This window comes from Streptomyces sp. NPDC048331 (assembly GCF_043201215.1).
In the GTDB taxonomy this organism is placed as follows: domain Bacteria; phylum Actinomycetota; class Actinomycetes; order Streptomycetales; family Streptomycetaceae; genus Streptomyces.
On record NZ_JBICYT010000001.1, the window covers coordinates 632,654 to 653,615 of the forward strand.

Sequence of the window (20,962 nt, forward strand, 5' to 3'; positions counted from 1 at the left end):
GGCCGGTGGACCTGGTCATCCGGGGGGCCCGCGTCGTCGACGGCACGGGCGGGCCCTCGTACCCGGCCGACGTCGCTGTCCACGAGGGCCGGATCGCCGAGATCGGCAGGCTCCCGGGCGGCGGGCGCCGCACCCTCGACGCGCACGGACTCGTCCTCGCCCCGGGCTTCGTGGACATGCACGCCCACAGCGACCTCGCCCTGCTCCGCGACCCGGACCACAGCGCGAAGGCCGCGCAGGGCGTGACCCTCGAAGTCCTCGGCCAGGACGGCCTGTCGTACGCGCCCGTCGACGACCGCACCCTCGGCGAGGTGCGGGCCGCCATCGCCGGCTGGAACGGCCCCGGCGAGGACATCGACTTCGACTGGCGCACGGTCGGCGAGTACCTCGACCGGCTGGACCGGGCCCACGGAGGTCGGGGGGTGGCCGTCAACGCCGCCTACCTGGTCCCCCAGGGCACGGTCCGCGCGTACGCCCTCGGCTGGGCGGACCGGCCCGCGACCGCGGACGAGCTGGACCGGATGCGCCGGCTCGTCGCCGACGGCCTGGCCCAGGGCGCAGTCGGGCTGTCCTCCGGCCTCACCTACACCCCCGGCATGTACGCCACCGGGTCCGAACTGACCGAGCTGTGTCGGGTCGTGGCCCGGTACGGCGGCTACTACTGCCCGCACCACCGCAGTTACGGTCGCGACGCGCTCGCCGCCTACGCCGAGATGGTCGCCCTCGCCCGGGAGGCCGACTGCGCCCTGCACCTCGCGCACGCCACCATGAACTTCGGCGAGAACCGGGGCCGGGCCCCCGAGTTGCTCGCCCTGCTCGACGCGGCCCTGGCCGAGGGCGCCGACATCACCCTCGACAGCTACCCGTACACCCCCGGCTGCACCACCCTCGTCGCGCTCCTCCCGAGCTGGGCGAACGAGGGCGGCCCGGAGGCGGTCCTGGCCCGGCTGCGGGACGACGCCCAGGCCGAGCGGATCCGCCACGCGCTGGAGGTCGATGGCTCCGACGGCTGCCACGGCGTCCCCGTCGACTGGTCGACGATCGAGATCTCGGGCACCGCCGACCCCGCCCACGGGTCGTACGTCGGCAGGCGCCTGGACGGCTGGGAGACCGCCCGCCGGCTCCTGCTCGGCGACCGGCTCGCGCCGACGATCCTCCAGCACGTGGGGGACGAGGAGAACGTCCGGGCGATCATGCGCCACCGCGTCCACACCGGCGGCTCCGACGGCATCCTCCAGGGCGCGAAACCGCACCCGCGCGCCTACGGCACCTTCCCCCACTACCTCGGCCACTACGTCCGCGAACTCGGCCTGCTCTCCCTGGAGGAGTGCGTGGCGCATCTGGCCGGCCGGCCCGCGGCGCGCCTGCGGCTGCCCGACCGGGGCCTGGTCCGCGTGGGGTACCGCGCCGACCTCGTGCTGTTCGACCCGGACACGGTCGCGGCCGGATCGACGTACGAGCGGCCACGCGCGGCCCCGATCGGCGTCCCGCACGTCCTGATCGACGGGCGTTTCGTCATGCGCGACGGGCGCCGGACGGACGTGCTGGCCGGGCGCTCGGTGCGCCGCACCGCCCGCGATCTTCGGTAGATCCGACATCTACGATGGTCGGCATGGTCGCCTTCGCCCTCGCCGCCCTGCTCTTCCTCGCGTTCTGCGTAAGCGTCCGACGGGACCGGCGCCGGTTCAGCAACGCCGTGCTCCTGGGACTGACCTTCCTCAGCTTGTTCTCCGCACTGTTCCTCCAGGTCGGCAAGCTGCCCACCTGGGCGGCCGTCACGGTCGTCGTGATCGCCTTCGCCTCACCGGCGTTCGCCACCCTGGCCCTGGGCATCTTCCTCGTCCGCAACGGCCTGATCATGATCCGCAAGGAGGGATTCCGGCCGGCCAACCTGCTGTCGATGCTCGCGGGCCTCGCGATCTTCGCGCTGATCGCCCTGCTGGCCCTCGTCGGCGTGGTCGGCTCCCCGCTCCTCGGCGGGATCGCGGGAACACTCACCGTGGTCGCCGGCTACATCTCCTTCGTCTTCTTCTGCTTCCTCGGCTACGCCTTCCTCTACGGCCGGATCAAGGTGCGCGGCGACGTCGACCACGTGGTCATGCTCGGCTCGGGCCTGGTCGGCGGTGACCGCGTGCCGCCTCTGCTGGCCTCCCGCCTGCGCAAGGGTCAGCAGATCTACGAGGCCCAGCTGGCCCGGACCGGTCGGCCCCCGGTGCTTCTCGTCTCGGGCGGCAAGGGCTCGGACGAGAAGGTTTCCGAAGCCCGGGCGATGGCGGACTGGCTGATCGCGCAGGGGGTGCCCGAGCAGCACGTCGTACTGGAGGACCGCTCCACCACGACCGAGGAGAACATGCTCTTCAGCCGGGACATCATGACGGCGCACGACCCCGCCTACCGGTGCGTGGTGGTCACCAACAACTTCCACGCCTTCCGCGCGGCGATGCTGGCCCGCAAGACCGATGTCAACGGGCAGGTCCTGGGCTCCCCCACCGCGAAGTACTACTGGCCGAGCGCCACCATCCGCGAGTTCGTCGCGATCTTCTGGGAGCACCGGGTCGTGAACCTGTCGATCTGCGCGCTGCTCACCGTCTTCGGCGCGCTCGGCACGCTGGCGGCGGTCCTCGTCTGACCCGCGCGCGGTCGACGTGCGTTCATGGGGCTGCGGTCGGACCATGGGGCCAGGGGAAAACCGTAGGAGGTACGCGATGGTCAGTGAACCCGACGAGCAGCCCACACGGTCGGACCGGCTCTTCACGGGCGGGGAGCGACCGTACGACCCCGAGGACCTCGTGATGGCGACCGGCCACGACCCGACTCCGGAGCGGATCGAGAAGGCCCGGCGCCTCATCGAGAAGGAGGGCCCGCAGGTCATCGAGCGCTATCTGCCGTAGGGCGCGATACGGATGCCGCCGAACTCCGCCCCGGGGTCGCACCCCGGGGCGGGGCCGACCGCTGTCCGGGCCGGTGCGGGGGCGGTGCCGGGGCCGGTGAGGGCAGGGCGCATCCAGAATCGTTCATGCTCGTTAGCCGCAAGGGGGACACGACCCTAAGGACAGGCAAATGCACGCACTGGATGTCGACTGGGACCACCCCACCGACCCGCGACCGGGCCCACGTCTCGACCACGTACGCGCCTACGTGAGCACCGCGGGATCCGACGGGCACCTCTGGCACGGGGTCCCCACCCTTCTGCTGAGCACGCTCGACCGCGCGAGCGGGCGCGCCGTCCGCACCCCGCTGATCTACTGCGAGGACGCCGGCCGCCACATCGTCCTGGCCTCCGCCTACGGCGCCCCGGACCACCCCCACTGGTACCGGAACCTCAGCGCCCACCCGGAGGTCCGCCTCCAGGTCGGGGCCGCCACCTTCACGGCGCTGGCGCGTACCGCCACGCCGCAGGAGCGGGAGGTGTACTGGGAGATGATGACGGCCCTGTGGCCGCCGTTCGAGGACGACCGCGCCGCGGCCCGACCCCGCGAGATCCCGCTGGTGATCCTGGAGCGCGTGGGCTGACCGGGCTCGATCGGCGGGACGCCGCCTAGTGCGTCGGCGCGGCGACCGCGCTGTACGTACGGCCGCCCGCGACGAAGTCGCCCAGCGGGACCATGCCGAAGCCGTCGACGTGCACCTTCCAGGACGGCACGTTCCCGGCCTCGATGAAGGCGACCACGGCCTCGGCTCGCTCCGAGGCCGCCGCCACGGCCATGGTGAACAGCGCCCGGGCCACGCCACGCCCCCGGTACGCGACGGCGACCACCACCGGCCCGTAGAGCAGCCAGCGCGCCCGGGCCAGCGGACGCCCCTGCCACTCCAGCGCCGCCTGCGCCCGGAGCAGGCCCGCGACCGGCGGCGACGGGTCGGCCAGGGTCGCGGGCTCGGACAGCGCGAGCAGCCCGGCGATCCGGCCGGCGTCGTCCGCGACCAGCAGCTCCCGCGCATCGGCCATCGCCCGCAGCGCGCCGACGTCGAAGCGGCCCTGCACGAAACCCTGTTCCGCCCGCTGCCGTTCCGTCAGCGCGTCGTGGTGGTTGGCGGCGAAGAGCTCGGCCATGGCGGGAGCGTCGGCCTCGGTGGCGTACCGGTACTGCATCCCGCGATCGTGCCACGCCCCCACCGCCGGACCCCACCGCCGACACCAGGGCCTACGGGTGACACAGGAGACTGTATTGAACACGTTCAACAGCTCTGACAGTATGGGCTCCGGCGAACCTGCCGGAGCAGCGGGAATACGGATCCGTCTGCCCTCGCGACGGGTTGCCCCGAAACCGGAGGTGGGCACGACATGGGCCTGGTCCTGCTGCTCGTCGGCTCTGTCCTCGTCCTTGCCCTCGCCCTGATCGGCCTGGCCGTGATCCTCACGGCGAGCGCGGCCCTGGGCCTCGCGACCGTCGCGGCGAGCCGCAAGCTGCCGCTGCAGGCCCGGATCGCACTGCTGTCGATCATCGCTGTCGCTCCGGTGACGGCCCTGGTGAGCACCCTGGACATCGGGGTCGCCTGGCAGCTGGCCGCCGCGGCACTGCCGTTCCTCACGACGGTCGCCTCAGGAGCCGCCCTGCTCACCTTCCAGACCCGCAAGCGCCGCGCACCCAGGATCACGACGCCGGCATGGCCGATCCACCACGCACCGGCCGCCGGTCACTGAGAACGCCCCACTCACCCGCGGTCGTAGACGGTCACTTCCACATCCCGCGCACAGAGCGCCTCGGTGATCAGCGGCTCGATCCGCGACCACGTACCACCCGCAAGCCCGCACCCGATGCGCGGCATGTGGACACTCGCCCCCAGCTCGACGGCATGGTCGGCGAGCGCGGCGAGGCAGCGCCCCACGGCGTCGTAGCGAATGGGCGGCCCCCCGCTCCCGGCCCTCATCCCTCGCTGACCGACCATGTTGGCCACCCACACATCGGGCTTCACCCGCACCAACTGCACGGCGCCCAGCCCGAAGTCGTTCCCGCTACGCCCCCGATGCCAAGCCCGGTACGCGGCCTCGGGCTCGGCCCACCGCTTCGAAACGGCCAGCACGAAGCCCTTCCCCCACCCCCCGAGGTCGTTGCAGACATGTGCGATGACCTTGGGCCCCTTGGCCTGGGGACTCGTCGCATCCCCGCCGATGATCCGCAGCGCCTTCATGCGGGAACCCTACGCGCGAGGACGGACGGTCGGGGGCGGGCGGGGGCTTCGGGGGGCGGGAGCCGGCTGGGCGGGGGCGGCTGGGCGGGGGCGGCTGGGCGGGGTGGAAAGGTCCGGCGGGGGTGTGGTGCGCGGAAGCCGGCCGGGCGGCATCAGGGGTGGGTATGGGGGTTTCCCGTCAGTCCCATCGTCCCTCCGGGTCGGGCCGGTCCCTCAAGGGCGCTCCTCCTTCGTCGTCGCGTCGCTTCGCGATGGCCTACGGCCACCCTTGACCGACCGTCCCGCCCCGGAGAAACGAAAGACTGCCGAGAAGCCCCCAAAAGAACGAGCCGGTCCAAGGTCATAGGGACGGGGCGATCAGAGATGTCCGACCCGGTCGGGCGTGGGGGCGTTCCCGAGACGGGGCCCATGGGAGCAGCGCGCGGTGTCGGGGGAAGCGCGTCCGATCGCTACGCGCTCCTCACCTCTCGGCGTCCGACGACCGTCTTGGGCTGGACATAGGCCGCCCACGAGCTCGGTCCGTTGCCCGACCTGCGTCCGACGACCGCCTTGGGCTGGACATAGGCCGCCCACGCCCCTGGGGCGTTCCCCATGCGAGGCGTCCGACGACCGTCCGGGGTGCAGGGGCGTGGAAGCACGGCTGTTCCGTGGTGGATGCGGGTCAGCGCGCGTGGACGGTCCGGACGGCCGAAGATTTGCCCTTATTGCGCCGCTTTGGGGGTGGGTTGGTGGTGCCGGGCTCGCGCTGACCCGCATCCACCACCGATGGGCCGAGCTGTCGGCCGTCCGCCCCTCTCATCGGCGGCTGACGGCGTCGGTCGCGGTCACCGAGAAGCGTTCAAGGGTCCGGGGCGGCCTATGTCCGGCCCGGTCAGCCTGCGGACGCCCCGGACAGGAAGCATCCATGGGTCTTGGGCGGCCTATGTCCGGCCCGGTCAGCCTGCGGGCGCCTCGGACGGGAAGCGTCTGCGGGGCGTGGGCAGCTTATGTCCAGCCACAGACGGTCGTCGGACGCTGAGGGATGAGGAGCGGGTAGCGATCGGGCGCGCCCCGGCGCTCCCGTGCGGGCTTTCCACGGGCCCGTCTCGGGACCGCGCCCACCCGGGCCTGCCTTGGCTTCTGTGATGTCCCCGCCCCTGAAAGGATCGACCGGCTCGTTCTTTTGGGGGCTTCCCGGCAGTCTTTCGTTTCTCCGGGGCGGGACGGTCGGTCAAGGGTGGAGCGCAGCGACATCGCGAAGCGACGCGACCGCAGGGAGCGCCCTTGAGGGACCGGCCCGACCCGGAGGGACGATGGGACTGACGGGAAACCCCCATACCCACCCCTGATGCCGCCCCGGCAGGATCCCGCACACCACACCCCCGCCGGACCTTCCCACCCCGCCCAGCCGCCCCGCCCAGCCGACCCCCGCCCCGCCTCACAAGTACTCGCGGGCGAATTCCACCGCCCATTCCACCGCCGCCAGGGGGACGCTGCCCGCGTGGGGGTCGATGGCGAGGCGGGCCGATTCCCAGTCCTGGTCGTGTTCGCGGAAGATCGCGAAGCGGGCCTCCTCCAGGACTCCTTCCGGCCTGACCAGGAACTCGATCGCCCGGTCGTCGCCATCCGTGCCGACCGTGGCGATCTCCATGTCACCGACTACGAAAACCACTGCCTCGCGCTCCCTCAGTTGCCGCTGGACACGTACACCAGCAGGAGGAACGCGACGAAGAGCGCTCCCGCCGCCATGAGCGCGCCGGCCACGGCCACGACGACCGCACCCACCCGTTCGGTTCGCCGTCGGTGGTCCGCCGGCTTCCACTCGCCCTGGTTCATGCGCCCAGCCTCCACCGAGGCGTCGGGGGCCACATGAGTGCGCGTACTCATCCGGGGTACTCATGCGGCCTACCCCGTCGCTCCCGATCCACCCGCCCACCTGGGGTGACGAGCGCAACACCATGTGCTCGCAGAGGCCCGCGCCGCACCCGTTCCGCAGGTCGGAACGCGGGCGCGGCCCCGGATTCCAAGGGGGGACCACTTCCCCACCCACCCATTGCCCGAAATGGGACAAACCACCCCGTGGACCGCTCTTCGAAAACACACGTCAAGCTCGCACCCGGGCCCGTAAGCTCCCGTCATGCAGGTGATCCAGTCAACCAAACTCGCCAATGTCTGTTACGAGATCCGCGGCCCCGTGCTCGAAGAGGCGATGCGGCTCGAAGCAGCAGGTCATCGCATCCTCAAGCTCAACACGGGCAACCCCGCGGCCTTCGGCTTCGAGTGCCCTCCGGAGATCCTTGAGGACATGCTCCGCAACCTGGGCACCGCCCACGGTTACGGTGACGCGAAGGGGCTGCTCTCCGCGCGCCGCGCGGTCATGCAGCACTACCAGACCAAGGGCATCGACCTGGACGTCGAGGACATCTACCTCGGCAACGGCGTCTCCGAGCTGATCCAGATGTCGATGCAGGCCCTGCTCGACGACGGCGACGAGGTCCTGGTCCCCGCACCGGACTACCCGCTGTGGACCGCCTCGGTGTCCCTCGCCGGCGGCACGGCCGTGCACTACCGCTGCGACGAGCAGTCCGACTGGATGCCCGACCTCGCCGACATCGAGCGCAAGGTGACCGATCGCACCAAGGCGATCGTCATCATCAACCCGAACAACCCGACCGGCGCCGTCTACGACGAGGAGATGCTGCGCGGGCTCACGGACATCGCACGCCGGCACAACCTGGTCGTCTGCTCGGACGAGATCTACGACCGGATCCTCTACGACGGCGCCGTGCACCACAACACCGCCGCCATCGCCCCCGACCTGCTGACGCTGACCTTCAACGGGCTCTCGAAGAACTACCGCGTCGCCGGCTATCGGGCCGGCTGGATGGCGGTCTGCGGCCCCAAGAAGCACGCCGGCTGCTACATCGAGGGCCTCACGGTCCTGGCGAACATGCGCCTGTGCGCGAACATGCCCTCGCAGTACGCCGTGGCCACGGCGCTCGGCGGCCGGCAGTCGATCGAGGACCTGGTCCTGCCCGGCGGGCGGATCCTGGAGCAGCGCAACGTCGCGTACGACCTGCTCACCCAGATCCCGGGCGTCACGTGCGTCAAGCCGAAGGGTGCGCTGTACGCCTTCCCGCGGCTGGACCCGTCCGTCTACAAGATCAAGGACGACCGGCAGATGGTCCTGGACCTGCTGCGGGCCGAGAAGATCATGGTGGTGCACGGTACGGGCTTCAACTGGCCCGAGCCCGATCACTTCCGGATCGTGACCCTCCCGAACGCCAAGGACCTGGCCGACGCCGTGACCCGGATCGGCAACTTCCTCGACGGCTACAACCAGTTGTAGTCGCGGAGCGGTGGGGGGGGGGGGGGGGGGGGGGGGGGGGGGGGGGGGCGCGCCCCCCGCCCCCCCCCCCCGCCCCCCCCCCCCGGGCCCCCCCGCCCACCCCCCCGCCCCCGGCCCGCCCCGGGCCCCGGACGCGCAACCAACCCCCACCCAACCACCCGGTTGGGGGGGGGGGGGGGGGCCCCCGGGGGCCCCCCCCCCGCCCCCCCCCACCCCTCAACGGCAGGATCCAGCTCAACTTTAGAACCAATCCAATGTAGGATGGTCTCCTGACCACGCAGGAGGCCACCTCATGTACGAGCCGATCCGCACGAAGCCGGTCGTCCACCGCATGGGCGCGACTCCGGCCGACTACCCGCACAGCAGCCGTGGCGAAGCGCTGGACATCCAGCTCGCCGGTCATCTCTCGGCCCTGCTCGCCGTCACCGACGAGCTCGGACTCGAAGCGGGCGCCGCCGAGATCGCCGCCCAGGTCGCGCGACTGCGCGGCAACCAGCCCACCCGTGCGCCGCGCCATTCCCCCGAGGACACCGCCGTGCTGCACCGGCGCGCGCACGACCTCGCCGCCCGCGCGCTCCTCGTCGCCGCGTCCCGTGCCGACACCACCGTCGCGATCCTCGCCGCCGAGCGCATGGACGCACACGCCGCCGCCCTGAACTCCTCGGACCTGGCAGGCGCCCTCTAGACGGCCCCGGTCCGGGGCCGCGGAGGCTCCGGATCGGGTGCCACCTTCCTTGCCCGTGGGCCTGCGGCAGGGACGGAAATTGGACAGAACCCCGTGCTCCGAACACGATGATGGCTGAAAGATCGCGGCAGCACGGGGGAGGCCGCTCCGCATGGTCGATCTCCTCCACTCCGCTTCGTCCCCGTTCGAGCATTCTGGAGAGACTCGCCCATGAGCTTCGGCGACCCGAACAACCCTTACGGCCAGCAGCCTCCGCAGGGCCACCCGCAGCAGGCCCCGCAGGGCGTGCCCCCGCAGTACGGCTACCCCCAGCAGCCGCCGCAGGGCGCGGCCCCGCAGTACGGCTACCCGCAGCAGGCCCCGTCGCCGTACGGCGCGTACCCGCCGCCGGGGATGCACGCGCCGGGCATGCCGGGCATGGGGATGCCGCCGCTCGCCCACTGGGGTCTGCGCGTGGGCGCGACCCTGCTCGACGGACTGATCATCGCGGGTCCGATGTACGCGCTGACCGGTCTCGGCGTGGCGTTCTCCGGCAACGAGTCGGGCGACGCGGTCGCCGGCGTCCTCAGCCTGGTCGGCATGCTGTACTTCCTCGGCATGTTCTTCTTCCAGCTGTACAGGGAAGGCACCACCGGCCAGACGCTCGGCAAGAAGATCGTCGGCATCAGCGTGCACCGCGAGCTCGACGGGGCCACGCTCGGCTTCGGCATGGCGTTCGTCCGCAAGCTGGCCCACATCCTCGACGGCGCCGCCTGCTACATCGGCTACCTGTGGCCGCTGTGGGACGAGAAGAAGCAGACCTTCGCCGACAAGGTGTGCAGCACCGTCGTCATCAAGGTGAACAGGAACGGCTGATCGCCGCACGGTGAGGACCGGTGGCGACTCCCCGCGCACGGCATCCGCTCAGGGAGTCCGCGCGAACTCCGCACCGGCGACCCCGCACCAGGGCACCGTCGCCACCGGCCACACCGGGCCGACCGCTTCCCCGTACTCGGTCGCGCCCGGGGTCACGCCCGGGATCTTCACCAGCGCCTGCGCGGCCCGCCCCCGCGGGTCCGCTTCGGCGCGGTCGCGGAATTCCACCGTGACCACGTACGCGCCGGGGCCCTCGGCCCGCCCCGTCGCCTCGACCGCGGCCACCACCCGGCGGCTGGCCGGATCGATGCGGCAGCCGGTGACGCGTACGTCCTCCACCGCAGCCCTCGGCGGCGCCGGCGGCGGGTCGCCGCCGCTCGCCCACACGTACAGACCCAGCGGGGCGAACACCAGCAGCCCGGCCACCGCCACCAGGCCGACCAGCCAGCCCTGCCATTTCAACGTGCTCACAGCCATGCCCTGATCCTCCCGGCCCGCCGCCCCGCCCACCAGCACCCGAGGGCTCACACAGCATTTCGAAGTGGGACCGCCTGGACACCTGACGTTCACCCGACTTGGCGCGGAATGTGGGTTTCCGCGAGCACGCTGCACCCGTGAGACGCATCCTAGGAATCGTCCTGGGCCTCCTCCTGATCGGCGGCGTGCTCTACGTCGTCGCGTTCCAGGGGCAGGATCACCCAGAAACCACGGCAACGAAGACCGTGCGTGGCGTCATCGGCTCGGAGAAGTCCGAATTCTTCCGCGACCCCGATGTCGTCAAGGCCCTTGCAGCCAAGGGCTACACCGTTCGGACGGAGACCTCGGGCTCCTGGGCGATGGACCAACTCGCCCTCAAGGAATTCGACTTCGCCTTCCCCAGCAGCAGTGAACCCGCCAAGGAGGTCGCGGCCGCCGCCGGCCTCAAGGGGGTCCAGGAGACCAAGCCGTTCTTCTCCCCCCTCGTCGTCATCGCCCGCCGGGGCGCCGCCGAGGTGCTGGCCGCCAACGGCCTCGCCAGGATGACCGGCAAGAATTCCGGGACCCTGCTCATGGGTCCGTTCCTCAAGGCCTCCGGCGAGGACCGCACCTGGCAGCAGCTGCCCGGCTCCGCGGCCCACGCCGAGCTGACCGGCACGGTGTTCATCAAGACCACCGACCCGGCCTCCTCCAATTCCGGCGCGCTCTTCCTCGCCGCCACGTCCAACGTGGCGAACGGCGACACCGTGGTCGCCGACGACGCCGGCATCGCCCGCACCGCGCCCCTGATGCACAAGCTCATCTCCGTCCAGGGCGCGCTGGAGCCCAGCACCGACGACCCCTTCCGGGCCTTCATCAGCGGCAGTGGCGAGCCGCTGATCCTGGTGTACGAGTCCCAGGTGGCCTCGCTGCTGATGCAGAGGCAGGACCCGGGCGACATGGTCGTGCTCTACCCGGACACCACCGTCAACTCGGCGCACACCTTCGTGCCGCTGACCGAGAAGGCGAAGGAGTTGGGCACCCTCCTCGCCACCGATCCGAAGCTGCGCGAACTGGCCGTGCTCCGCGGGTTCCGCCCGCAGGAGGGCGTGGCCGAGTTCACCGCCGCCACGGCGCCGCACACCGCCTACCTCAACACGGGGCTGACCGGCATCCGCCAGGTCGGCACACCCACCGTCAAGATCCTGATGGCGCTGGCCCAGCGCGCCAAGGGCCAGGGGGACACACCATGACGCTGACACCGCCCGAGGACACGCCCTTCCGTCTGAGCCCGCCGGAGCCCGTGGCCCCCGTACGCAAGGAGCAGGCCGCGGGGCTGGTCCCGCTGCCGGACGGCGTCCGCGAGGAGATGGCCCGCCGGGCCGAGGAGTACGTCGGCTCGCTCGCCGCGATCGACGCCCGCTCCCCCGAGTTCGCGCAGCGCATCGGCGAGATGACCGGCCTCGGCTCCGGCGACATCCGCAGCGCCGCCCAGCAGTCCAACCGGATGCTGGAGCGGGCCGTACGCTCACTGGGCTCCGACGGCGGCGACGCCCAGGCCCGGGTCGCCGGCTCCCTCGTGGAGCTGCGGCGCACGGTCGAGGACCTCGACCCGCGGGACACGCCCGCCAAGGGGGCCCGCAAGCTGCTCGCGAAGCTGCCGGGCGGCAACAGGTTCCGCGACCACGTGGCGAAGTACGCCTCCTCGCAGGCCACCCTCAACAGGATCGTGGGCTCGCTGCGCGGCGGCCAGGACGAACTGCGCCGCGACAACGCGGCGCTGCACACCGAACGCTCCCGCCTGTGGGAGACCATGGGCAGGCTCCAGGAGTACGCGGTCCTGACCGAGGCCCTGGACAGCGCCGTCGAGCAGCGGATCGCCGAGGCGGAGCACATCGATCCTGGTGCGGCCGACGCGCTGCGCGCGGACGTACTCTTCCCGGTCCGGCAGAAGCACCAGGACCTGCTGACGCAGCTGGCCGTCTGCGCGCAGGGCTACCTGACGATGGATGTGGTCCGGCGCAACAACGACGAGCTGATCAAGGGGGTGGACCGGGCCGCCACCACCACCGTGTCGGCGCTGCGGATCGCCGTGATGCTGGCCTCGGCCCTCGACCACCAGCGCAAGGTGATCGAGCAGGTCGACGCCCTGAGGGGGACGACCGAGGAGCTGATCCGGGGCAACGCGGAGATGCTGTCCGCGCAGAGCGGCGAGATCCAGCGGATCGCGGCCGATCCGGCGGTGGGCGTCGAGACGCTGCGGACCGCCTTCGCGCAGATCTACCGGACGCTGGACGCGATCGACACGTTCAAGGTGCAGGCGACGCAGAACATGGCGGCGACGGTGGAGTCGCTGGCCGGTGAGCTGCAGAGCGCCTCGGCGCACCTCGCGCGGACCCGCGGTGCGGTTGTCCTGGAAGGCGGTGCGCCGTGAGCGCCGCGCGCGGGCGGGGCCTGCGCGGGCGGTGCTGGATCGGCTTCGCCCTCGCCGGGCTGATGGCCGTCACGGGCTGCACCGCCGACGGGCCCGCCGAGCCCACGGAGTCGAAGTACAGGGAGGGTCACCTGCGGGTGTTGGCCTCCAGCGAGCTCGGTGACATGGAGCCGATCCTGAAGGCCGCGAAGGCCGCCACCGGCGTCAGCGTCGAGCTGACCTGGTCGGGGACCTTGGACGCCGCCGAGCAGGTCGCCTCGGGGGCGGCGGACGGCACGTACGACGCGGTCTGGCTCTCCTCCAACGACTACCTGCGGCTGCGGCCGGAGGCGGCCGGGAAGCTCTCCAGCGAGACCCCGGTGATGTCCTCGCCGGTCGCGCTCGGCGTCCGGCCGGAGGCCTTGGCCCGGCTCGGCTGGCAGCCCGGGGAGGTCACCTGGCCGGCGGTGCACGAGGCCGTGGCCGCCGGGAAGCTGACGTACGGGATGACGGATCCGGTGCGGTCCAACTCCGGTTTCTCGGCGCTGGTGTCGGTGGCCTCCGGGCTGTCGGGCGCGCAGGCGGCGCTGACCGACGCGGACGTGCGGGCGGCGACGCCTCGGCTGAAGGAGTTCTTCGCCGGGCAGCAGCTGACCTCGGGCTCCTCGGGCTGGCTGGTGTCCGCGTATGCCAAGCGCGGGGACGTGGACGCGCTGGTGAACTACGAGTCGGTGCTGCTGTCGATGAACCGGGACGTGAAGGGGGCCGGGGCTCCGTTGACGGTGATACGGCCGCGCGACGGTGTGGTCACCGCCCACTATCCGCTGACGCTGTTGACCTCGGCCCCGGCCGGGGCGCGGGATTCGGGCCGGGCGCTGACGGAGTACCTGCGGGGCCCGGAGGCGCAGAAGGCGATCACCGAGCAGACCTTCCGCCGCCCGGTCGCGGCCGGGGTGGCGCCGGCCGCCGGGCTGGACGCGGAGAAGCGGCGCGAGCTGCCCTTCCCGGGCTCGCGTTCGGTGGCGGACGGGCTGTTGGCCGGTTACGAGAACGAGCTGCGTCGGCCCTCGCGGACGGTGTACGTGCTGGACACCTCGGGTTCGATGGAGGAGGAGGACCGGATCGGGCGGCTGAAGGCGGCGCTGTCCGATCTGACGGGTTCGGGGAGTTCGGGTACCGGGCAGCGGTTCCGCGACCGTGAGGAGGTGACGTTGCTGCCCTTCGGGTCCAAGGTGAAGAAGGTGCGGACGCACGTCGTCGAACCCGGCGATCCGGGGCCGGCCCTGGACGCGATCCGGGGGGACGTGGCCTCGCTGGAGCCGGACGGGGGTACGGCGATCTACGACAGTCTGGAGGCGGCGTACCAGCACCTGGGCAAGGGCGGCGCGGACGCGTTCACCTCCGTCGTGCTGATGACGGACGGCGAGAACACCGAGGGGGTCGGGGCCGCGCACTTCGACTCCTTCTACGCGGCCCTGCCGCCCGCGCAGAAGCGGACGCCGGTCTTCGCGGTGCTGTTCGGGGACTCGGACCGCAAGGAGCTCACCCACATCACCGAACTGACCGGCGGGCGGCTCTTCGACGCCACCGGCGGGAACCGTTCGCCGGCCGGAGCCTTCGAGGAGATCCGTGGCTACCAATAGGGCGCGCCGGATGCTCGGATATCTGGAGTCGCGCAAGAACCTGACGGGATCCGCCTGCGGGGTGGTCGGGCTGGGACTGACCCTGGCCGGGGTGGCGGGCGCGTACTGGCCGCTGGTGATCGCCGGGCTGTACGGGGCGGGCGCGTTGATCGCCCCGCCGGAGCGGGTGGCGCCGCCGCCCTTCGACCCGAGCGAGGAGATCGGCGCGCTGCGCGCGGACTTCGCGCGGCTCGGTGCGTACCTGGGCGAGGTGGAGTTGCCGGCGGCGGCGGAAGGCCGGTGGGCCGGGCTGTCGGAGCTGTACGGGGCCTTGCTGGAGCCGGGTTGGGTGGCGGAGGTCCTGGCCGGCGAGCCGGAGGCGGTGCACGCGCTGTCCCGGGCGATCCGGCGGGACGTTCCGGAGTGTGTGGACACGTACGGCCGGACGCGTTGGTGGAGTCGGCTGACTCCGGGCGGGGAGTCCCCGGAGCGCCACCTGGAGCGTCAGTTGGACCTGCTGTACGCGGAGGCGGAAAGAGTGACGGCGGACCTCCGCGAAGCGGAGGTCCGCCGTCAGCAGACGCACACGGCCTACCTGGAGGAGCGCGGACGCTCCTGAGGTCGGTCATGTGCTGCGGTGGGCGCCGCTTGGTCGGGGGCTCCCACAGCGGTGGGCGCCGCTTGGTCGGGGGCTCCCACGTTCGATGGCCCTTCTTCAGGGCGCGTCCTGGCTCAGCCCAGGCGCTCCACGAGTGCGTGGTACTGGTCCCACAGCTCCTTGGGAGTGTGGTCGCCGTAGGTGTTGAGGTGCTCGGGGACCAAGGCGGCCTCCTCGCGCCAGACCTCCTTGTCGACGGTGAGGAGGAAGTCGAGGTCCTCGGCCGGGAGGTCCAGGCCGTCGAGGTCGAGGGAGTCCTTGGTCGGCAGGATGCCGATGGGGGTCTCGACGCCTTCGGCGGTGCCGTCGAGGCGGCCGACGATCCACTTCAGGACGCGGCTGTTCTCGCCGAAGCCGGGCCACACGAACTTGCCCGCGTCGTTCTTGCGGAACCAGTTGACGTAGTAGATCTTCGGGAGCTTGGCCTGGTCCTTGTCGGCGCCGACCTTGACCCAGTGACCCATGTAGTCGCCCATGTTGTAGCCGCAGAACGGCAGCATGGCGAAGGGGTCGCGGCGCAGTTCGCCGACCTTGCCCTCGGCGGCGGCGGTCTTCTCGGAGGCGATGTTCGAGCCGATGAAGACGCCGTGGTTCCAGTCGAAGGACTCGGTGACCAGCGGCACGGCGGAGGCGCGGCGGCCGCCGAAGAGGATCGCGGAGATCGGGACGCCCTTGGGGTCCTCCCACTCGGGGGCGATCGTCGGGCACTGGGAGGCCGGGACGGCGAAGCGGGCGTTGGGGTGGGCGGCCGGGGTCTCCGAGGCCGGAGTCCAGTCGTTGCCCTTCCAGTCGACGAGGTGCGCGGGCGCCTCTTCGGTCATGCCCTCCCACCACACGTCGCCGTCGTCGGTGAGCGCGACGTTGGTGAAGACGGTGTTCGCGTACATGGTCTTCATGGCGTTGGCGTTGGTGTGCTCGCCGGTGCCGGGCGCGACGCCGAAGAAGCCGGCCTCGGGGTTGATCGCGTAGAGGCGACCGTCCTCGCCGAAGCGCATCCAGGCGATGTCGTCGCCGATGGTCTCGACGGTCCAGCCGGAGATCGTGGGCTCCAGCATGGCCAGGTTGGTCTTGCCGCACGCGGACGGGAAGGCGGCCGCGACGTATTTGGTCTCGCCCTCGCCGGCCGGCGGGGTGAGCTTGAGAATCAGCATGTGCTCGGCGAGCCAGCCCTCGTCGCGGGCCATGACGGACGCGATGCGCAGGGCGTAGCACTTCTTGCCGAGGAGGGCGTTGCCGCCGTAGCCGGATCCGTAGGACCAGATCTCGCGGGTCTCCGGGAAGTGCGAGATGTACTTGGTGGTGTTGCAGGGCCACGGCACGTCGGCCTCGCCCTCGGCGAGCGGAGCGCCGAGGGTGTGGACGGCCTTGACGAAGAACCCGTCGGTGCCGAGCTCGTCGAGGACGGCCTTGCCCATGCGGGTCATGGTGCGCATGGCGACGGCGACGTAGGCGGAGTCGGTGATCTCGACGCCGATCGCGGAGAGCTCGGAGCCGAGGGGGCCCATGCAGAACGGGACGACGTACATCGTCCGGCCCTTCATGGAGCCGCGGAAGATGCCCTTCTCGCCGGAGAACATCTCCTTCATCTCGGAAGGAGCCTTCCAGTGGTTCGTCGGGCCCGCGTCCTCCTCCTTCTCGGAGCAGATGAAGGTACGGTCCTCGACGCGCGCGACGTCGGAGGGGTCGGAGGCGGCGTAGTAGGAGTTCGGGCGCTTCGTCTCGTCGAGCTTCTTGAACGTTCCCTTGGTGACGAGCTCCTCGCACAGGCGCTCGTACTCGGCTTCGGAGCCGTCGCACCAGACGACACGGTCCGGCTGCGTGAGGGCTGCGATCTCGTCCACCCAGGAGATGAGCTCCTGGTGAGTCGTCGGGATGGTGGGAGCCGCGTTGTCGCGCGCCACGATTGCTCCTTGTTGAGGGGTTTGTTTGGTGTAGGCCCCGTGGGGGCTGCGACCCGGACGCTTCGCGCTCCGCTCATCCGGTGTCGACCGCACTCATCTGATCATCCGGTGGATGTGCGCATATGTCCAGAGGGCCTCTCACGTGAGCATTGCCACGTCCGTCAATCTTCCGTAAAGACCACTGACGGAAACCTACGGACCCGTAGGTAGCATGGCGCGCATGACTTCTGATGCCGCAGCCGTCCCGGCCGCCGAGGCCACACCGGTCGTCGAAGCTCTGGAGGCGGCCGAGACCGCCCTGGAGGAGAAGCCGCTGCTGCGCGGCTGGCTGCACCTCGGAATGTTCCCCGCCGTGGTCGTCGCGGGCCTGGCGCTGATGGCGTTCACCGACTCCACCCGGGCGCGGGTCGCCTGCGGCGTCTACATCCTCACGGCCTGCCTGCTCTTCGGCGTCAGCGCGGTCTACCACCGCGGCACCTGGGGGCCGCGCGGCGAGGCCATCCTGCGGCGGCTCGACCACGCCAACATCTTCCTGATCATCGCGGGTACCTACACCCCGCTGACCGTCCTACTGCTCCCGCCCTCCACCGGGCGGACCCTGCTGTGGGCGGTGTGGATCGCGGCGGCCGCCGGCATCGCCTTCCGGGTCTTCTGGGTGGGCGCCCCGCGCTGGCTGTACACCCCTTGCTACATCGCCATGGGCTGGGCGGCGGTCTTCTTCCTGCCCGACTTCATGCGCACCGGCGGGATCGCCGTCCTGGTCCTGGTGATCGTCGGCGGCCTGCTCTACAGCGTGGGCGGGGTCATCTACGGCATGAAGCGCCCGAACCCCTCCCCCCGCTTCTTCGGCTTCCACGAGGTCTTCCACTCGCTGACCCTCGCGGCCTTCGTGGCCCACTACGTCGGCATCTCGCTCGCCGCCTACCAGCACTGAGTCGACCGGAACCCGCCGGGGCGGGGTCCCGTCGTGCCGCCCGGTCCGGCGTCAGGGGCGGGCGGCACCCAACTGCTCCGCCAGCTCGACCGGATCCGTCGTGGGCCGCGCGCAGACGAAATGGCGACACACGTACGCCGTCGGCAGGTCGTTCACGAGCGTGCGCTCGGCGAGCAGCGGGAACTCACCGCCACCACCGTCCGCCGCGCGCGGAAGACCGGCCGCCACCACCGCCCCGGGAGCCGTCCCCAGCAACGCGGTCCGGTGCAGCAGCGCCAGCTCCGGATCCTCGGGACGGCCCACGACCGCCACCTCGCGCGGCCCGTCCAGGAGCGCCTCGGCCACCGACAGCCCGTGTCCGATGAAACGCGGCACCCGCGGCCCGAGCGCGTGCACCACCCCGAGCGCCTGCTCCGCCGCCGTACGGTGCGCCTGCGATCCGGTGTGCGCCGCGTACGAGAGCAGCGCGCCGGCGGCGGCCGTCCACCCCGAGGGGGCGGCCGTGTCCGTCGGATCCTGCGGCCTGCGGATGAGCTTCTCGGCGTCGTGCGCCGTGTCGTACAGCGACCCGTCCTCGGCGGTGAACCGGTCCAGGACCAGGTCGACGAGGAATCCGGCGAACTCCAGCCAGACCCCCTCGCCGGTCACGGACGCCAGCGCGAGGAAGCCCTCCGCCACGTCGCCGTAGTCCTCCAACACCCCGTCGTTGGTGCCGACCTGGCCGTCCCTGCTGGTGCGCGACAGCCGCGCCCGGCCGTCCATGTGCACGCGTACCAGCAGATCCGCGGCCTCGGTCGCCCGCTCCACCAGGTCGGGCCGCTCGAAGTACGCCCCGCACTCGGCGAGCGCGGCGATCGCCAGCCCGTTCCACGCGGCGACGATCTTGTCGTCCCGCCCCGGCGCGGGCCGCCGCCCCCGGGCCGCCAGCAGCCGCTCCTTGATCCCGGCGAGCCGGCCCGCCTCCACCGCGGGCCCGTCCTGGGGCAGCTGCAACACGGACGTCCCGTGCTCGAAGGTCCCCTCCTCGGTCACCCCGAAGTACCCGGCGGCCAGATTCCCGTCGGCCTCGCCGAGCACCTCGCGCAGCTGGGCGGGCGTCCAGGCGTAGTAGGCCCCCTCGACGTGCTCCCCGGTCAGCGGGTCCTCGCTGTCGGCATCGAGCGCGGAGGCGAACCCGCCCTGGTCGGTGCGCAGCTCCCGGACCATGAAGTCTGCGGTCTCCAGCGCGACCCGGCGTGCGAGGTCGGACCCGGTGGCGCGCCACAGGTGGGCGTAGACCCGGCACAGCAGCGCGTTGTCGTAGAGCATCTTCTCGAAGTGCGGAACGCGCCACTCGCGGTCCACGGAGTACCGCGCGAAACCGCCTCCGAGCTGGTCGTAGATCCCGCCGCGGGCCATCGCCTCGCAGGTGTCCGCGGCCATCTGGAGGGCGCCCTCGGACCCGGTGCGCGCGTGGTGGCGCAGCAGGAACTCCAGGACCATGGACGGCGGGAACTTCGGCGCGCCGCCGAATCCGCCGTGCGCGGCGTCGTACTCCCGGGTCAGCCCGAGCAAGGCCTTGGCCAATTCCTCGGGTCCGGGCGTCCCGGCCTTGCCGTAGTCCAACTCCCGCCCGGCCAGGTCCCGTACGATCCGCCGCGCGACCTCGGCGACCTCCTCGGGGCGCCCCACCCAGGCGGCCCGTACGCCTTCGAGCACCTGCATGAAGGAGGGCATGCCCTGCCGGGGCTCTGGCGGGAAGTAGGTGCCGAAGTAGAAGGGCTCGGCGTCGGCGGTCATGAAGACGGTCATGGGCCACCCGCCCTGACCGGTGGCCGCCTGCACGGCTTCCATGTAGACGGCGTCGACGTCCGGGCGCTCCTCGCGGTCCACCTTGATGTTGACGAAGTGCTCGTTCATGAAGGCGGCGGTCGGTTCGTCCTCGAAGCTCTCGCCGGCGAGCACGTGACACCAGTGGCAGCTCGCGTAGCCGACGCTGAGGTGCACGGGCACCCCGCGCTCTCGCGCCTGGGCGAAGGCCTCGGGCGACCACGGCCACCAGTCGACAGGGTTGTCGGCGTGCTGGAGGAGGTAGGGGGAGGTCTCGTTCGCGAGGCGGTTCGGCATGGGGCCCATCCTGCCGCACCGTCCCGCGTGCGCCTTGTCACCTGGCCGTCGGTCACTTCCGCAGCAGCGGGGTCAGGTCGGCGGTCCAGGTGTCGCGGGTGGTGGCCCAGGTGCGGGGGCAGTTCACGCGGGCCGGTGTCGCGAAGTCCGGGTGGCGGGCGGGGGCCGCGCCGTAGGCCGCGCAGCGGTGGGATTCGGCGCGGGCCGGGTCCGGGGCGTGTTCGTCGTCGGGGTCCGGGGTGGGGTCGGCGGCCGCCGCGAGGTCGTAGGCGCGGGCCGCGGTCAGCAGGGCGTGGTCGCCGTCCGGGGCGCGCAGGAGCATCAGCTGGGCGAAGCGGTCGGCGGCGTCCTCCTCGGCTCGGCCCTGGTCGCGGACCGGGAGGTCGAGGGCGTCGATGAGGGCGTGGCCCGCCTCGTGGTGGAGGGTCTCCCGGACGATCTCGGAGAGGGGTTCGTCCGCCGGCCGGCCGTCGGCTGCCTCGAACCGTTCCCGATCCTCCGTCAGGTCGTCGTAGCAGAGCTCGATCCGATGGGTCTCGGGGTCGTAGCCGCTGCCCTCGCCCCCGCAGGAGCGGGCGACGATCGTGATCCGGTGGGGGACGTCGAGGTAGGCGTCGAGGTCCGCGGTGACGAGCCGGAGGAGGTCGCGGCGCTCGATCAGGTCGGCGTCGGCGCGGTCGGCTTCGTCCGGTTTTTCGTGGCGCGCCACGAACCCCCTTGCGGGTGGCGGGGGTTCGCAACCGGTCGACGCCGACAGCAGTACCGTCGCGCACAGGGTCGAGGCCAGAGCGGTACGTGAGCGACGTGCTGTCATATTGCCCTCCGGATATGCCAGTTGACTGATTTCGACCCGACTGTAGGAGAGAGTGCGCAC

The 20,962-nt window shown here is 71.7% G+C and carries 21 protein-coding genes; 13 read left to right on the plus strand and 8 right to left on the minus strand.

What is annotated here, in order from left to right:
• Window positions 1-5 precede the first annotated feature (5 nt).
• From ACGFYY_RS02980 to ACGFYY_RS02995, 4 genes are all read left to right on the plus strand, one after another.
• Window positions 6-1,589 (plus strand): amidohydrolase family protein, encoded by a 1,584-nt coding sequence (locus tag ACGFYY_RS02980; protein ID WP_393706721.1) that lies wholly within the window; start codon window positions 6-8, stop codon window positions 1,587-1,589.
• Window positions 1,590-1,612: 23 nt separating this feature from the next.
• Window positions 1,613-2,629, plus strand: a complete 1,017-nt coding sequence (locus ACGFYY_RS02985) for a YdcF family protein (RefSeq protein WP_393706722.1) — start codon at window positions 1,613-1,615, stop codon at window positions 2,627-2,629.
• A 76-nt stretch (window positions 2,630-2,705) separates the two neighbouring features.
• Window positions 2,706-2,891, plus strand: coding sequence for a hypothetical protein (locus ACGFYY_RS02990; protein ID WP_365273353.1), 186 nt, complete (start codon window positions 2,706-2,708; stop codon window positions 2,889-2,891).
• Window positions 2,892-3,060: 169 nt separating this feature from the next.
• Window positions 3,061-3,513, plus strand: coding sequence for a nitroreductase/quinone reductase family protein (locus ACGFYY_RS02995; RefSeq protein ID WP_365273350.1), 453 nt, complete (start codon window positions 3,061-3,063; stop codon window positions 3,511-3,513).
• 25 nt (window positions 3,514-3,538) lie between these two features.
• Here ACGFYY_RS02995 and ACGFYY_RS03000 read toward each other — a convergent pair whose 3' ends face one another.
• Window positions 3,539-4,090, minus strand: a complete 552-nt coding sequence (locus ACGFYY_RS03000) for a GNAT family N-acetyltransferase (protein ID WP_365273347.1) — start codon at window positions 4,088-4,090, stop codon at window positions 3,539-3,541.
• Window positions 4,091-4,282: 192 nt separating this feature from the next.
• On the opposite strand from ACGFYY_RS03000, the gene ACGFYY_RS03005 reads away from it, so the two are divergent.
• Entirely contained in the window at window positions 4,283-4,642 is a 360-nt protein-coding gene (locus ACGFYY_RS03005) for a hypothetical protein (RefSeq protein WP_393706723.1), read from the plus strand.
• Between the two features lie 11 nt (window positions 4,643-4,653).
• Here the strand turns inward: ACGFYY_RS03005 and ACGFYY_RS03010 are convergent, their stop codons facing one another.
• The 3 genes from ACGFYY_RS03010 to ACGFYY_RS03020 form a co-directional block, all read right to left on the minus strand.
• Entirely contained in the window at window positions 4,654-5,130 is a 477-nt protein-coding gene (locus ACGFYY_RS03010; protein WP_393706724.1) for a macro domain-containing protein, read from the minus strand.
• A gap of 1,417 nt (window positions 5,131-6,547) precedes the next feature.
• The gene (locus ACGFYY_RS03015; RefSeq protein ID WP_158711812.1) at window positions 6,548-6,781 is read right to left on the minus strand and encodes a hypothetical protein; all 234 of its coding nucleotides are present in this window, start codon (window positions 6,779-6,781) and stop codon (window positions 6,548-6,550) included.
• 14 nt (window positions 6,782-6,795) lie between these two features.
• On the minus strand, window positions 6,796-6,996 hold the full coding sequence (locus ACGFYY_RS03020) for a hypothetical protein (protein WP_393706725.1): 201 nt from the start codon (window positions 6,994-6,996) through the stop codon (window positions 6,796-6,798).
• A 250-nt stretch (window positions 6,997-7,246) separates the two neighbouring features.
• Here ACGFYY_RS03020 and ACGFYY_RS03025 point away from each other — a divergent pair, with 250 nt between their 5' ends.
• The 3 genes from ACGFYY_RS03025 (at window position 7,247) to ACGFYY_RS03035 (ending at window position 9,998) form a co-directional block, all read left to right on the plus strand.
• Complete coding sequence (locus tag ACGFYY_RS03025) at window positions 7,247-8,458, plus strand: pyridoxal phosphate-dependent aminotransferase (protein ID WP_365278792.1); 1,212 nt, start codon at window positions 7,247-7,249, stop codon at window positions 8,456-8,458.
• Window positions 8,459-8,750: 292 nt separating this feature from the next.
• Entirely contained in the window at window positions 8,751-9,143 is a 393-nt protein-coding gene (locus ACGFYY_RS03030; RefSeq protein ID WP_365278795.1) for a hypothetical protein, read from the plus strand.
• A gap of 210 nt (window positions 9,144-9,353) precedes the next feature.
• Window positions 9,354-9,998 (plus strand): RDD family protein, encoded by a 645-nt coding sequence (locus ACGFYY_RS03035; RefSeq protein ID WP_393706726.1) that lies wholly within the window; start codon window positions 9,354-9,356, stop codon window positions 9,996-9,998.
• A gap of 48 nt (window positions 9,999-10,046) precedes the next feature.
• On the opposite strand, the gene ACGFYY_RS03040 is transcribed toward ACGFYY_RS03035, so the two are convergent.
• Complete coding sequence (locus tag ACGFYY_RS03040; RefSeq protein WP_393706728.1) at window positions 10,047-10,475, minus strand: hypothetical protein; 429 nt, start codon at window positions 10,473-10,475, stop codon at window positions 10,047-10,049.
• A gap of 137 nt (window positions 10,476-10,612) precedes the next feature.
• On the opposite strand from ACGFYY_RS03040, the gene ACGFYY_RS03045 reads away from it, so the two are divergent.
• The 4 genes from ACGFYY_RS03045 to ACGFYY_RS03060 all read left to right on the plus strand — a co-directional run bounded on the left by ACGFYY_RS03045 (window position 10,613) and on the right by ACGFYY_RS03060 (window position 15,108).
• Window positions 10,613-11,707 carry a hypothetical protein gene (locus ACGFYY_RS03045; protein ID WP_393706729.1) on the plus strand — a complete coding sequence of 365 codons (1,095 nt, stop codon included), beginning with the start codon at window positions 10,613-10,615 and terminating at the stop codon, window positions 11,705-11,707.
• Window positions 11,704-12,888, plus strand: coding sequence for a toxic anion resistance protein (locus ACGFYY_RS03050; RefSeq protein WP_393706730.1), 1,185 nt, complete (start codon window positions 11,704-11,706; stop codon window positions 12,886-12,888). The genes ACGFYY_RS03045 and ACGFYY_RS03050 overlap by 4 nt, the downstream gene beginning before the upstream one ends.
• 62 nt (window positions 12,889-12,950) lie before the next feature.
• Window positions 12,951-14,510 carry a substrate-binding domain-containing protein gene (locus ACGFYY_RS03055; RefSeq protein ID WP_393706841.1) on the plus strand — a complete coding sequence of 520 codons (1,560 nt, stop codon included), beginning with the start codon at window positions 12,951-12,953 and terminating at the stop codon, window positions 14,508-14,510.
• Window positions 14,497-15,108 carry a hypothetical protein gene (locus ACGFYY_RS03060; RefSeq protein WP_393706731.1) on the plus strand — a complete coding sequence of 204 codons (612 nt, stop codon included), beginning with the start codon at window positions 14,497-14,499 and terminating at the stop codon, window positions 15,106-15,108. Before ACGFYY_RS03055 ends, ACGFYY_RS03060 begins: the two co-directional genes overlap by 14 nt.
• Before the next feature lie 113 nt (window positions 15,109-15,221).
• Here the strand turns inward: ACGFYY_RS03060 and ACGFYY_RS03065 are convergent, their stop codons facing one another.
• Window positions 15,222-17,048 (minus strand): phosphoenolpyruvate carboxykinase (GTP), encoded by a 1,827-nt coding sequence (locus ACGFYY_RS03065; protein ID WP_365278811.1) that lies wholly within the window; start codon window positions 17,046-17,048, stop codon window positions 15,222-15,224.
• 220 nt (window positions 17,049-17,268) lie between these two features.
• Here ACGFYY_RS03065 and ACGFYY_RS03070 point away from each other — a divergent pair, with 220 nt between their 5' ends.
• Window positions 17,269-17,982 carry a hemolysin III family protein gene (locus ACGFYY_RS03070; RefSeq protein WP_393706732.1) on the plus strand — a complete coding sequence of 238 codons (714 nt, stop codon included), beginning with the start codon at window positions 17,269-17,271 and terminating at the stop codon, window positions 17,980-17,982.
• A 51-nt stretch (window positions 17,983-18,033) separates the two neighbouring features.
• On the opposite strand, the gene ACGFYY_RS03075 is transcribed toward ACGFYY_RS03070, so the two are convergent.
• Together ACGFYY_RS03075 and ACGFYY_RS03080 are read right to left on the minus strand one after the other, a co-directional pair.
• Complete coding sequence (locus ACGFYY_RS03075; RefSeq protein WP_393706733.1) at window positions 18,034-20,088, minus strand: thioredoxin domain-containing protein; 2,055 nt, start codon at window positions 20,086-20,088, stop codon at window positions 18,034-18,036.
• 52 nt (window positions 20,089-20,140) lie between these two features.
• Complete coding sequence (locus tag ACGFYY_RS03080; protein WP_393706734.1) at window positions 20,141-20,797, minus strand: DUF4344 domain-containing metallopeptidase; 657 nt, start codon at window positions 20,795-20,797, stop codon at window positions 20,141-20,143.
• Window positions 20,798-20,962 lie beyond the last annotated feature (165 nt).